This window comes from Psychrosphaera sp. B3R10 (assembly GCF_018861025.1).
GTDB classification, from domain to species: domain Bacteria; phylum Pseudomonadota; class Gammaproteobacteria; order Enterobacterales; family Alteromonadaceae; genus Psychrosphaera; species Psychrosphaera algicola.
In genome coordinates this window covers 18,454-31,822 of record NZ_JAHKQH010000040.1, presented here as the reverse complement: position 1 = coordinate 31,822, position 13,369 = coordinate 18,454, and the positions used below count along the sequence as shown (strand labels likewise).

Sequence of the window (13,369 nt, the reverse complement as noted above, 5' to 3'; positions counted from 1 at the left end):
TTGTGCTAATAAAAATCGTCGCCGATCAGTTTGTATTCGCGGCGATTCAATATCTCAGTCATTAGCCATCAGCTTGAATTAAAATAGGCTCGGCGATGGCATTAAATAAGCTTGGTTTATCAATTTGTGTGGCTTCAAGTGTTTGTCTAATATTTGGCTGCAAAAGGTGTTGAAACATCGCAACATCTTGATTGTATGGATCTAACCAAGCGTTTAATGTGTCATCTTGAGGTAACATTAATGGGCTTGCTTTGCTGTGAATTTCATTTAATTTAGGGTGCGGCGGTAAGGTGATCACGCTACAACCGGTGACGATTTCTCCAGTCTGTTTATTATAATAATCTCGATACAATCCCCCAAACGCTATAGCGCCGTCTTTGGCGGTCAAATCATAATAGTGTTTAGGGACTTTTTGTCTACCGTGTTGCACAAACTCGGTCTCACCAAAGCCTTTAGCTACGATAACACAACGTGACTCTCGAAATGGCGCATATCCGGCGCTTCGGGGGACATTCAACTTGTCGTATCGAGTATTAAAGGATGTGTATTTTGACGGTTTGAATCCATTATCTGAACGTTCCAGAAGCAACCACCAGGTCGCGGGACGAAGAAATCGAGCGCCGGGTTTTTCTACGATAATTTGTACTTCAGAAGCCGCTCGCACGAAACGGTTTGGTTGAATTGGCGTTTGATCTAAATTCACCCCTAAATCGAGTGCTAATTGGCGTACCCAGGGATCGTCAGTTACGTTTAATCTGCCACACATTATTTATCTCCCAAGGTTGGATATCGTAATTAGCCAAATGGCAAACATAAAAAACGGCGCACTTGTCATGACAAGGCGCCGTTAGCATTATGCGTTTGTCGTTACTTAGCTCTATAGCTTACTTTATAAAAGATACTATAAAATACAGGAACGGCAATCATTGTTAATATCGTAGCAAATGCTAATCCACCCATGATGGTCACCGACATGTCAGCAAAAAAGGCATCTGATAATAACGGTGCCATACCTAAAATGGTGGTAATGGCGGCTAATGCGACAGGCCGTAAACGACTAGCACTGGCGGTAATAATCGCGACTTTGGCTTCGAGTCCTTCTTGGATCTGCAGGTCGATTTCTTCAATAAGAACAATGGCATTTTTAATTAACATACCAAACAGACTTAAAAAACCGAGCAGCGACATAAACCCAAATGGCATGTCTGTGGCCAACAAACCACTGACCACACCTACTGCAGCCATTGGCACAATTAACCAAATGATCAAAGGTTGACGTACTCGACCAAACAGTAAAACCGAAATTAAAAACATCGCCAAGAACCCAGCCGGCAAGCCTGAACCAAGTGCTTTTTGAGCGTCTTTTGACGACTCATATTCTCCGCCCCATTCCAGTTTGTAACCATCGGGTAATGAAATCGCTTCGATTTGCGGTTTCATGCGGGCAAATGCCTGGCCAGCGGTTTCGTCAAATCCAGGGTCAGCATTAACCGTTATTGTGCGTAAGCGGTTACGGCGATGAATTTGTGTTTCTTCGTTTACCAGCTCTAGTCCATTGGAGACTTGTAAAAACGGCACATGGTGACGTTGGGACGAACTCCAAACTTGGCTGTTTTTAATTGAATCAAGTTCTGAATCAGACGCCATCGCCATTTTGGCTTTTATCGAATAGCTATAGTCACCATCTTGCAATTTACCTAATTCAAGTCCAGTGCTAGCGTATTGAATCGCTTGGCTAAAGTCAGAACGGGTAATGCCCGTCATACCAGCATTAAACGCATCGTAATGGGTATTGATAGCCAGCCCTTTTTCTCGCCAGTTGTGACGAATATCTCGAACTTTTTCGTCGTTGATTAAGATGGTTTTGGCTTGTTCTGCTAAGTCACGCAGTACTTCAGTGTCTGGACCAGAAAAACGTGCCGCAAGTTTGGCGCCGCCACCGGGACCAAATTGCATACGTTCACTATAAAAGTTGGCATCTAAGTCCAGCTGCGGAAGTTGTTTTACTAATGTTTTAATTAACGAGTCTATTTTGTCTCGGTCAGTGGCTTTAATTAAAAAGTAGCCATAACTCTCGTTTGGCTGTTGTGGCGCATAAGTCAGGGTAAAGCGGTCCGCACCACGGCCAATAAAGGTCGTTACGGTATCAACATCTTTATGTTCTAAAATGACCGACTCAGCTTGAGTCATAATTTCAGTTGTATGACGAATATCACGATCCTGTGGACCCCAATAATGGATATAAAACAATGGTGCATTAGAACTTGGGAAAAAGCCTTGTTTTACTGACCCAAAGCCCATATAAGCCACAACGGTTATCGCTAATAACGCAGCAACCGTTATCCATCTAAATTTAAGCGCGGTGTGCAGCAAAGCCAAATAACCGCGATATAACACGCCTTTGTTTGTTTCGCCCGCTGTGTCGTTACCAACTTGGTAAAAATATTTACCAAATAAAGGCACAACCGTTGTTGCTAATACCCAGCTAAGCAACAAAGAAACTAAGACGACGGCAAATAATGAGTACAAAAATTCACCTGTTGCATCGTCTGACAAACCAATACCAGAAAACGCTGCGATACCAATAATTGTCGCCCCTAGTAAAGGCCACTGTGTTCGTTTAACAATAAAGCTGGCTGCTTCTGTGGCCGATTTGCCCTGCTTCATTCTTAACATCATGCCTTCAGCCACAACTATCGCATTGTCGACCAGCATACCCATGGCAATTACCATAGCGCCAAGTGAAATTCGTTGTAGCTGCAAACCCATTAACCACATGATCAACACAGTACCCATTACTGTTACTAACAATACTGCGCCAACAACAACACCTGAACGCCAACCCATAAAGATACAAAGAGTAAGTGTTACCACAACAACCGACAAAATTAGGTTATCGATAAACCCCTTAACAGATTGGTCAACAAGTGCCGCTTGGTCGTAAATTGGGGTTAACGTAATACCTGCTGGTAACGTCGTGATTATCTGCTCAACTTTGTCGGTCACGCTATGCCCGACGTTAACGATATTGACATCGTTTAACGCAGAAATGGCTAATGTGATGGCTTCATGGCCTTGATAGCGAACTAAAACAGGTTGAATATCAACGGGTTCTATTTTGAGTTCAGCGACGTCACGAATTTTTATCGAACGTGAACTACCAGGGACAACTAACGACAAGTTATAAATTTCGTCAATTTTATCTAGGGCATTATCCACCAGTATACGAACTTTTTTCTCGCCAACTTGGGCACGACCGCCATTAAAAGGTTTTAGGTTTTCGGCTAATAACTGAGCCAGATCGGGGAACGAAATGCCCAATCCGGCGATTTGATAAGGATTAATGTAGGCAACAAGCTGTTCTTGTTGTACTCCGCTAACCTGCACTTTAGCAACGCCTTCGGTAACCAATAACTCACGGCGAATAATACGAGCAAACTCACGTAATTCTTGAGGTGAAAATTCAGGAGCACTTAAGGCGTAATACATGCCATACACATCACCAAAGTCGTCGTAAACGCTTGGTGTTTGTGCGCCAATTGGCAAATTTTTACCAGCGTCACGTAGACGTTTTCGGAGTTCGTCCCAAATTTGAGGCAATACATTTGAATCGTAATGCGACTCTACTTCAACTGTAATTTCTGAAACACCGGGTTTAGAAATCGACATAATGCGACGCAGTTGCGGCATCTGCTGAATAGCGATCTCTAGTGGTTCAGTAATTTCCCGTTCAACTTTAACCGCGCTGGCCCCAGGAAACTGAGTAACAACTTGTACTTGTTTAATGGTAAATGCGGGGTCTTCTAGTCGACCGATATTGTTAAGGGCGATTAAACCGCCAATGATAAATACGATTACCATCAACCAAATGTTGACTGGGTTTTTAATGGAATAACGAGCGATATCCATTATTACAGCTCCGCATTGTAAGGTTTAACAACAAGGCCTTCGCGCATCTTCGTAGTACCAGCAGCAACCACTTCATCGCCTGCGTTTAGTGTGCTTTTCACTAGTGCTTGCTGGTTTTTAACAAACAAGACCTCGACTTCAGTCGCTACAACTTCACGGGTTTTTGGATCAAATTTCCATACGTGGAACCCTTCGCTATTATTGCCAACGAGTGCCGTAACAGGAATTAATAAACCATCGCCATAACGTTGATAACCTAGTTTTAGTAAGACTTTGGCTCGTGCCCCAGGTGTCAGGCTAGGATCGGTCGTTGCCGCAGCAAAAACGACTTTGTATGTTTGAGTAATCGGATCTGCTTGCGTGGCATGTTCAACATATTCTAATTGATACATTTTTTCTGGTGCTGAAATGATGCTTGCGGCGGCTTCAATCTCTGCGCCTTGTTTGTAGCCAGTTAATAAACGTTCAGGGACATTAATATTAAAATAAAATCGTGACACATCCTGCAATTTAGCAATGATGTCCCCCGCTTTTACAAAGTTATTGTTGTCCACAAGACGTTGTGAAATTTGTGCATCAAATGGCGCTTTAACCGAGGTATAACTTAAATCTTTCTGCGCGCGATTTATTGCAATTTGAGCAAGTTCGTAATTTGTTTTTGCATTATCGAGTTGGCTTTGGGCTGCAAGGCCTTTTTCAAATGTGGCGGTGGCACGATCTAAATCTCGCTTCGCCTGTTCTAAACGGGTTTTAGCTTCATTAAGGCGTTGAGTGAATTCAGTTGGATCGACTTGAGCAAGTAAGTCACCTTTTTTAACGATAGAACCCGTGCGCAAATTTACGTCCTGCAATCGACCGGCGACTTCAAAACTCACGTCGATAGTTTTAACCGCTGAAACTTCTGCTGGAAATTCAAATTCAGAAAAGTTTGGCATATCTGTAGCAGCTGACAATTTAACAGTTGGTTCGATGATGGCAGTTTCAGTTTGCACCTCTTCTTCTGCGCAACCTGCAATAAAAATAGACGCCAAAAATGCCCCTAGCAGAATGGTTGGTTTTTTCAATTTAGATGTAGTGAACGTATTGTTAGAGATCATGTTTAATTCCGAATAAAATAAAAATATGGTTATTCGCCGCCAGAGGACAACGATGGAGTTAATTTGTTAGGTCCATAGTCAGACGTCGCTGATTGCTCATCGATTGGCATAAATTTACGCCACCAAGTCGTCGCGGGTTGTTTGCTGGTTTTAGCGTTGTTGATCAAAAGTGCTTCGCCAAAAATAGGAGTTGCTAATCGAACGTCATTGTCACTTGCCAATTGGAAAATAGATTCTAAAGGGGCAAACCAATCATGTAGAGATAGGTCAAAAGTACCGTTGTGAATCGGGATCATTACTTTACCGTTCAAATCAATATGCGCCTGTAAACTCTGTTCTGGCATCATATGAATCTCTGACCAAAGCTTGTTGTAAGCGCCAGTTTCGATAAGCGTGACGTCAAACGGTCCGAATTTTTCTCCGATAGTTTTAAAGCCAGAGAAGTAACCTGAGTCACCACTAAAAAACACTTTGTTTTCCCAGCCTTGAATAACCCAACTTGCCCACAATGTTTCGTCGCGGTCGGTTAATGTTCGGCCAGAAAAGTGCTGTGAAGGTGTGGCGACAACATTGACGCCTTTGACATTAGTTTGTTGCCACCAATCAAGTTCGATAATTTTTTGACTATCCACGCCCCAATCAGTTAAGTGCTGGCCTACTTTAAGGGGCGTAATAAAGCGGTCTACTTTTGAAGCGAGTTGTTTAATGGCGTTTTTATCTAGGTGGTCGTAATGATCATGGCTGATAACGACAGCGGTAATATGCGGCAAATCGTCAATTGAAATTGGTGCTTGATGAAAACGTTTAGGCCCCATCCATTGGACCGGGAAGGCGCGTTCGCTAAAGACGGGATCAAATAAAATAAATTCACCATCAATGCGAAGTAAAACCGAAGAATGACCTAGTTTAAAAACAGCGTCTTCGTGGCTTGATGTGAGCATTTCCGTTGTTAATTTGGCCATCGGAATAGCCTCTTTTGGGGTTGCGTACTTTCGGTCGTCGTTCCAGAAAGCTTTAGCAATTTGCCAAAGTTGACCCAAATCAGATGAGTATTTAATTTCACTATTTTCAAAAGTTTTAGTGGGTTCGGTTGCACATCCAGTTAACAAAATCGCCATAATGACTGCCCCTAATAATTTAATCATAACATCTCTTCACAAAGTACACTGCACGGTGTAGTTTAAGTGAATGAATTGAAAAGTAAACTGATTAGTGTAAAAATGTTGGCCGCTAAGTTTGGCGTCTGGGAATTGAGGATTTGTGATGACTGATATAAAAAAAACTCGAAGCGAATTAAAGCGCGAAGCTATCGTGACAAGTGCAATGCAGGCATTTCAACAATTTGGTGTGAACAATACCAGTATGGATAAGATCGCTGAAATGGCGGAAGTGTCAAAACGTACTGTGTATAACCATTTCCCCAGCAAAGAAGTTTTGGTCACTGGACTTATTCAAGAAATTTGGCAGAAAAACATCGCAATATTTGATTTTAACTACCAGCCGGATAAACCGCTCGACGAGCAATTATTAATCTTAATTAAGAATGAATTAAGTATTATGTGCTGCCCTGAAATATCAGAACTAATCCGTGTTTCCATGGGCTATTGGCTGTTTAATCCAGAAGCGTTACAGGAAAATATGGCGCAGTTTTTTCAACAAGAAACCGCAATGAAGCGTTGGCTAAAGGCTGCTCAAGCGGATAAAAGACTTAAATTAACTGATGTGAATTTTATTAATGAGCAGATCATTAGCCTGCTTAAAGGGCAAGCATTTTGGCCGCAGTTTATGCGAATGAAGCCAGAATTGAATGCTGAACAAATTGACCAATTAGCGAAAACAACAGTTGGTATGATCCTCGGTTATTATCAAATATAAACGAATTGAAATTGCCATTGAGTTAGAGGTTGATTGTTGGTCTGAAACGTATGATTATAAGGCAGTTAACTTAATTTATAGCCAATATTGGCTGTAAACTCTTTGGATAAAGCGCGATAAATATGACAAACAGTCTAACAATATTTTCCGCAGAGGTTATCGACGACCTCATCCACTTCCGCCGTAATAAAGCCATCAGTTTTGATGTCTTGGTCAAGCAGGTTTTATTCACTGGCGTTCAGGCATTAGGTCTATGTACCCTATTATCTTTGGTCTTAGGTGCCATCATTATTGCCGAAGGGTATCCTTTGTTGACCTCGATTGGTCAAACAGAGTGGATCTACAAAATACTTATCTTTGCCATGGTTCGTGATCTTGGTCCATTTATCGTTTGTCTCATTATTTTAGCCCGCTCAGGAACTGCCATTTGCACTGAGTTAGGCAATATGCGGGTTAATCGGGAAATTGACGCGTTAATTTGCATGGGCGTCGCGCCAATCTCCTATCTTGTTACGCCCCGCGTTATCGGAATGATTTTATCTTTGGTTATTCTGATGAGCTATTTTTTGATGACTGGTATATTTGGTGGCTTTCTCATAAGTAACTTATTTCAAAACATCCCCTTGGTGGAGTTTGTAACTCGGTTAATGGACCAACTCGAAGCGCTTGATTTATTTATGATGGTGCTCAAGGTTGTGATGTCTGGGTTTTTCATCAGCGTAATCAGTAGTTTTCAAGGTCTCAGCGTCCAACGGGCAATTACCGAGGTTCCACAGCGAAATATTAAAGCGGTGGGTGGTTCAGTTATCGCGGTTGTGATGGTCAATGCCATCGGTTCCGGGCTTTACATGATTTTGGTGAATATGTAATGAACGTGAATATGCAAAACGTCAGTCACAATCGAGGTGACGTAAAACTGCTGCGTAATGTTAGTTTTAATGTCGAAAGTGGGGAGTCAATTGTGATATCCGCACCGTCGGGTAACGGAAAATCGCTGTTGTTTTCAATTTTATGCGGATTAATTCAACCAGATAAAGGTCGAGTTTTGGTCGATGAGCAAGCAATATACTCAATGAACCAGCAACAAAATCAACATTTTAGAAAGTGCTTTTCCACAATATTTCAACGTCCAGCACTGATTTCTAATTTGTCTTTGTTAGAAAACTTTTTGTTACCACTCAATTTGCATTATCCTTACTTAAGTAGAGAGGATAAGCTGGCTAAAATAAATCATCTAACTGAACTGGTCGGTATAACCAAGTTTTTGTCTCAACGAATGGATGCTCTATCGGTTGGACAGGCAGCATTAGCGGGCTTTGTAAGAGGAATGTTACTCGAACCTAAATGTTTAATTTGGGATGCCCCCTTAGTAGAGATAGACCAACGCTACGAAGATGTGGTCAAATCATTATTAAGCGATTTAAAACGGGCAGGTTCAACAATCATATTATTGTCAAATAATGATGAGCTTATTGTAGAATTTGCAACACGACACTTTATATTATCGGAAGGTATTTTAAGGCAACACGATGTTAAATAACGCTAATCGTACTAACCGTATCGTATTTGCCTTTGTGACGGCAGGTTTGGCCTTTCTTATTGCGTTCACTGTGATCATTTTGATTAATACTAAAGCATTGGTAGATAAGGTTTATTACCGAACGATTTTAAACGACGCTAAAGGGTTAAGCGCAAAACCGCCCATTTATTTCAAAGGGCTCGAAATTGGTCGAATTTCAGATTTCAGTTTAAATGAAGAGACCAACGATATCGAAGTCGACTTTTACGTATTTATTGATTACCAGCCTAAAATAATTCAACACGCGGTTTTATCAGGCAATCAAAACGTATTTTTGAACAATGCGACCGAATTTGAATTGCTCATGCCCAACAAGTTGGCTGGGTATCGCTATGATCCCTTATTTGCAGGGTCTATGGTGCCATACATTGATAGTGATGTGGGCCGTATGTTTGTTAAAAAAGGCATTATCTCTAAGCCAGGAAACAGCGTGGACTCAATCATCTCAAGCGTCAATACCTTGCTCACCAACCTACAAAAATCAGATAATCCAGAAGACGGTTCGTTGTTTAAAATACTCGATCGAGTTGCGTCGATGAGTGACCATTTACTGATCTTAAGTCAGCAACTTAGCAGCAGTTCTGTGGTGAATGAAACGGAATTGCTGATCGCAAACGCGAATCAAATTTTAGCTAATGTCCCTTTAACGCAAACTAAGATTGATGGATTATTAAGTGAAGCCGAAGCTTTAATAACTGAACTGCAATCGGTGTCTGCTCAATATCAAGATCCGATCGGATTAGTGGAGCAAACCACAGGTGGGCAGCTACCAGAGATAATGACTAACGTAAACGAAAGCCTTAATTTAGTGAAGGGTATGATAGATGAAGTCTACGCTGAACGAATGCAATTGGCTGTGACTGTAAATACCCTATTAAAAGTACTTAACCGGATGGACAAAACGCTGCAGGGCGTAAACAACAATCCATTACTTAAAGGCGGAATAGAAAAAAACAAACCACCAAAAGGAATAGAGATGAATGATTAATTCGATCAAATCTTTGATATTTTTAGGATCACTTATCTCAGTTGTTTTAGGTTTAACGTCTTGTTCGAGCGTAGATAAACAACAATACGAAGTGACGACATTGCAGTCGGTAGGCAATGCGTTATTAACGTTAGCTGACGACAAACGTCAGTTAGGTCAATATAAAGAAGCGCTGGTTTATTATCAAGAATCAGAAAAATACGCATTAAAACGAAACGACAAATACGGTTTTGGTTTATCACAATTAAAACGTGCAGCAGTGTATTTAAAATTGAACGAGGTCGAGAAAGCCAAAGAATTAATGGACGCTGTGGCTCAAATCGAGCAATTTGAGCCTGTTGGTTTGAAAAATTCATTATTGTATGTAAAAGCCCAATATCAGCAGTATTTAGGCAATACCGATATCGCCCTTGAACATTTGTCCACGTTGCAAAAAGCTTTTAAAAACGAACCTGAAAAACGTATTTTTTACCAGTTTGTTAGTTGGGTGTACGATAATTCGAGTGTTCCTGTTACTACCATCGCCACAGGCTACAATGTCCTTGCCGAACTAAAAAGCGAAGGTCGACTTTACAATATCGAAATATTTTCTTATGCGGTATTTCAGTACGGGAAATACTTAACGGCTCAAAATAACGAGTTGGCTGAGCCTATTCTAATAGACGCAATAGGGCATTTTTCGATGTTAGAGCAAAGCAATAAAATAGCGGATTGTTATTTGTTGTTATCGGACTTTTTTGCACAACAAAACCTACCTGAAAAATCACAGTATTATCAACAACAAGCTAAGCGCATTACCGAATTGAAAGTCATCTAAAACTAAAAATCTTGTTGGTTGTGGTGATGAATACGTATGAAATCAAGTTTATGGCGCAATCACATATTGTTCCACCCCTTCCCCCTGCATACACTAAACGCACGTAAAAGATTAATTTAATGGACGTGTAATTTGAAACTGGTCACAAAGAAACTAGGGTTAATGGTATCGATTACTACATTGGTTTTAACAACATTGGCTCTGACAACTATCGTGTCTTGTTCAAAACAGGCTGTAACAAATACTGATCTATCACAGGACGATTTGTATATTCGTGGCGCGTTTAACGGTTGGGGAACTGAAAACCCTCTGGTAAAACAGCCATCGGGCAAATACCGCAGTACTATATCTGTTGGCCTTGGTATTCACGCGTTTAAAGTGGCGTCAAATGACTGGTCACTTCAAATGTTATTGGCATCCGATCATGTCATTGATTTAGAGCACGATCAAAACACTGCATTTCCGTTGGCTAAAAAAAACGTCGACTACAACAGCCAAATCCTCACTCCACAACCAGCACAATTTGATATTGTCGTAGATACGTCTGTTAAGCCCGTTAATCTTATTATTGAAAATGTTTTGTTCAAAGCAACAAGTATTGAACAGCCTCACGGTGACAAGGGTATAACTCAATTGCAGTATGAGGATGTTTTAGGACAGGAGCAGCGCGCTACATTTTCAGTGGCTAAGACGACGGGTCAATTAAAAACCTATGTACATGCCACCACGCAGTTATTACGTGACCCCGTACCACAACACTCAACATACAGCGAATCATCAAATCTGCCTTATGTGCGCAGCGGCAATATCGCGTTTGATGCTCTGTTTGCGCTTTCTATGGATGAGATGAAATTAAACTCGGTTGCCAATATCAAAGATGGAAACTACAACCTAGGTAAGGCCATTGCATGTCCCTGTTTTGAAACAGGAGAAAAATGGAATTACGTCTGGACTCGCGATTTATCTTACGCGGCACAGTTAGGTTTGGGCTTTTTTGACCCCAAACGCGTAGTTAATTCACTGCTCTTTAAAACATCGCCATTTAGAGAAGAAGTTTCAGTGACCGGAAGTGAATTGATGACTGATGCCGGAACCCAAATATTACAAGATACTGGCAGTGGCGGCAGCTGGCCAATCAGCACGGACAGAGTGACATGGGCATTTGGTGCCGAGTCGGTCCTTGCCAATATCGCAGATAATGAACGCTCGCGGTTTGCTAGGAAAGCATTAGATGCGTTAATCAATACTATCGAATTAGACCGCATCGCCATCTTTAATTCTACCGTAGGATTGTACCAAGGCGAGCAGTCATTCCTCGATTGGCGTGAACAGAGTTATGCCCAGTGGATAGTTGATGATTTATCTTCAATGGCAACTTCAATGTCGCTTTCAACTAATGTCGCCCATTATCAGGCCTTAACGTTGGCTGCTAAGTTGGCCTCGGAAACGAACAACAGTAAAGTCGCCACCCGTTACCAACAGTGGGCTGATGAACTAAAACAACATATTAATGATTTTTTCTGGTTGCCAGAACAGGGGTTGTACTCAAGCTTGTCGAGTGGCCATCATTACCCAGTCGCAATGCAAAAATACGACTGGCTTGGTCAGTCTTTGGCGATAATTACTGGTATTGCAGACCAGACAAAAACGGAAATGATACTTAAGCGATACCCTCACAGTAAGATGGGGGCTCCGGTTATATTTCCACAACAACCTGGTATTCAAATTTATCATAATCGTGCAATTTGGCCTTTTGTCACGGCCTTTGGTTTGCAAGCGGCTAAACGAGGCAACAACGCGGCGGTTGCTACGAACGCAATTGAATCTATTATTCGAGGCGCGGCGTTAAACTTATCCAATATGGAAAATTTAGAGTGGTTGTCTGGCCAATCAATTTGGCTAGATAGAGAGCAGCCACAACAATCGGGACCCGCAATTAACTCCAAGCGTCAACTATGGTCAGTAGCCGGATACATCAACATGGTGGTTAGCGGAATTTTTGGTGTCGATAGTGCTTCAGATGGGTTAAGTGCAAAAAGTACCTTAAAAATTGATCCGTATTTACCGACTGACGTCGCCCTACATTATTTTTCAGGCCAAACAGAAGTGGTATTGCATCAACTTAATTGGTTAGGGAAGTCAATTACACTAACGCTCAACTTACCATCGAGTTACAGCGCTAAACAGGTCTTACGCGCAGGCACTATTAAGCTCAATAACCAAGTGCTAAAAACAAATACCCTTGAGGCAGCTATGTTGTTAGAAAACAACGAGATAACGGTTGATCTTGTTGAACAAAGTACGGACAACAAAATGACATTAGTGACGGGTTTACCATCGAACGATAACGTTCAACATTTTGCTCCGGTTGAACCTAACTTAACTTTGGCGGCAATAGATAGCGGTATTGAGCTTCATATAGACGATGTTAACACTGCAACCGTGACATTTAATGTCTATAAAAATGGTTTATTAGTGGCTGAAAATTTAACTCAGTCTACATGGCAAGATAGTCCGCTGAGCGATCAAGAAAACGCCTGCTACAACGTTAGTGCCCAATTTAAGCAATCTGGGACTGTATCGCATTTGAGTAAAACGGTTTGTGCTGGGCAAGCTACGCAAGTGGATGTTGATTCGAACACCGTTGTTAGCAACATTAAAATTACCCCAACAGCCTTTGGCAATACACTACAAAATTGGGGCTCAGCAACCGACAAGTTTGAGTTATCTTGGCAACAAGCGACGCCGGGTAAGGTCGCTTTACAATTTAGATATCGCAATTTGAATCACTCTATTAATACCGGTATAACCGCGGGAGTGAAGGCCGCTAATATTCGACTAGGCGATATGCATGTTGCTGAGAAGATTGTACAAATGCCGCATACTAAACCGGATGCTGGGATTGGTTTGTCGACACCCATATACCTCGACCTAAAAGCCGGACAATATACCTTGTCGTTAACCGATTTTTATAACATGAGCTATCTAACAACAAACGAGACGTATTCATCTGCTGGTGGCGTTGATGGACAACTTAACCAATTTGATCTCTACGGCATTGTAATAACGCCGCTTGATTAAAGTTCTGCGGTTAAATCAATATT

General features: G+C 41.5%; 10 protein-coding genes. 6 read left to right on the top strand and 4 right to left on the bottom strand.

Going from position 1 to position 13,369, the window contains the following annotated elements; all coding sequences use genetic code 11:
- Positions 1-61 precede the first annotated feature (61 nt).
- From KO525_RS13910 to KO525_RS13895, 4 genes are all read right to left on the bottom strand, one after another.
- A complete protein-coding gene (locus KO525_RS13910) occupies positions 62-766 on the bottom strand; it encodes an SOS response-associated peptidase family protein (RefSeq protein WP_215964437.1) in 705 nt (234 codons plus the stop codon).
- A gap of 101 nt (positions 767-867) precedes the next feature.
- Positions 868-3,909, bottom strand: coding sequence for an efflux RND transporter permease subunit (locus KO525_RS13905; RefSeq protein ID WP_215964436.1), 3,042 nt, complete (start codon positions 3,907-3,909; stop codon positions 868-870).
- Between the two features lie 2 nt (positions 3,910-3,911).
- Complete coding sequence (locus KO525_RS13900) at positions 3,912-5,006, bottom strand: efflux RND transporter periplasmic adaptor subunit (RefSeq protein WP_215964435.1); 1,095 nt, start codon at positions 5,004-5,006, stop codon at positions 3,912-3,914.
- Between the two features lie 29 nt (positions 5,007-5,035).
- A complete protein-coding gene (locus KO525_RS13895) occupies positions 5,036-6,151 on the bottom strand; it encodes an MBL fold metallo-hydrolase (RefSeq protein ID WP_215964434.1) in 1,116 nt (371 codons plus the stop codon).
- A 118-nt stretch (positions 6,152-6,269) separates the two neighbouring features.
- Between KO525_RS13895 and KO525_RS13890 the strand changes: the two genes are divergently transcribed.
- The 6 genes from KO525_RS13890 to KO525_RS13865 all read left to right on the top strand — a co-directional run bounded on the left by KO525_RS13890 (position 6,270) and on the right by KO525_RS13865 (position 13,346).
- Positions 6,270-6,881: a TetR/AcrR family transcriptional regulator gene (locus tag KO525_RS13890; RefSeq protein WP_215964433.1), complete on the top strand. Its 612-nt coding sequence runs from the start codon at positions 6,270-6,272 to the stop codon at positions 6,879-6,881.
- Positions 6,882-7,003: 122 nt separating this feature from the next.
- A complete protein-coding gene (locus KO525_RS13885) occupies positions 7,004-7,750 on the top strand; it encodes an ABC transporter permease (RefSeq protein WP_215964432.1) in 747 nt (248 codons plus the stop codon).
- Positions 7,750-8,421 (top strand): ATP-binding cassette domain-containing protein, encoded by a 672-nt coding sequence (locus tag KO525_RS13880; RefSeq protein ID WP_215964431.1) that lies wholly within the window; start codon positions 7,750-7,752, stop codon positions 8,419-8,421. Before KO525_RS13885 ends, KO525_RS13880 begins: the two co-directional genes overlap by 1 nt.
- On the top strand, positions 8,411-9,448 hold the full coding sequence (locus KO525_RS13875) for an MlaD family protein (protein ID WP_215964430.1): 1,038 nt from the start codon (positions 8,411-8,413) through the stop codon (positions 9,446-9,448). Before KO525_RS13880 ends, KO525_RS13875 begins: the two co-directional genes overlap by 11 nt.
- Positions 9,441-10,265: a hypothetical protein gene (locus tag KO525_RS13870; protein WP_215964429.1), complete on the top strand. Its 825-nt coding sequence runs from the start codon at positions 9,441-9,443 to the stop codon at positions 10,263-10,265. The genes KO525_RS13875 and KO525_RS13870 overlap by 8 nt, the downstream gene beginning before the upstream one ends.
- A gap of 132 nt (positions 10,266-10,397) precedes the next feature.
- Positions 10,398-13,346 (top strand): esterase, encoded by a 2,949-nt coding sequence (locus tag KO525_RS13865; protein WP_215964428.1) that lies wholly within the window; start codon positions 10,398-10,400, stop codon positions 13,344-13,346.
- Positions 13,347-13,369: the final 23 nt, after the last annotated feature.

What these genes read in the sequence shown, in the direction of transcription:
- KO525_RS13870 (WP_215964429.1), top strand. Translation starts at nt 9,441, where the DNA reads ATGATTAATTCGATCAAATCTTTGATATTTTTAGGATCACTTATCTCA.
- KO525_RS13875 (WP_215964430.1), top strand. Translation starts at nt 8,411, where the DNA reads ATGTTAAATAACGCTAATCGTACTAACCGTATCGTATTTGCCTTTGTG.
- KO525_RS13880 (WP_215964431.1), top strand. Translation starts at nt 7,750, where the DNA reads ATGAACGTGAATATGCAAAACGTCAGTCACAATCGAGGTGACGTAAAA.
- KO525_RS13905 (WP_215964436.1), bottom strand. Translation starts at nt 3,909, where the DNA reads ATGGATATCGCTCGTTATTCCATTAAAAACCCAGTCAACATTTGGTTG.
- KO525_RS13895 (WP_215964434.1), bottom strand. Translation starts at nt 6,151, where the DNA reads ATGATTAAATTATTAGGGGCAGTCATTATGGCGATTTTGTTAACTGGA.
- KO525_RS13910 (WP_215964437.1), bottom strand. Translation starts at nt 766, where the DNA reads ATGTGTGGCAGATTAAACGTAACTGACGATCCCTGGGTACGCCAATTA.
- KO525_RS13885 (WP_215964432.1), top strand. Translation starts at nt 7,004, where the DNA reads ATGACAAACAGTCTAACAATATTTTCCGCAGAGGTTATCGACGACCTC.
- KO525_RS13900 (WP_215964435.1), bottom strand. Translation starts at nt 5,006, where the DNA reads ATGATCTCTAACAATACGTTCACTACATCTAAATTGAAAAAACCAACC.
- KO525_RS13890 (WP_215964433.1), top strand. Translation starts at nt 6,270, where the DNA reads ATGACTGATATAAAAAAAACTCGAAGCGAATTAAAGCGCGAAGCTATC.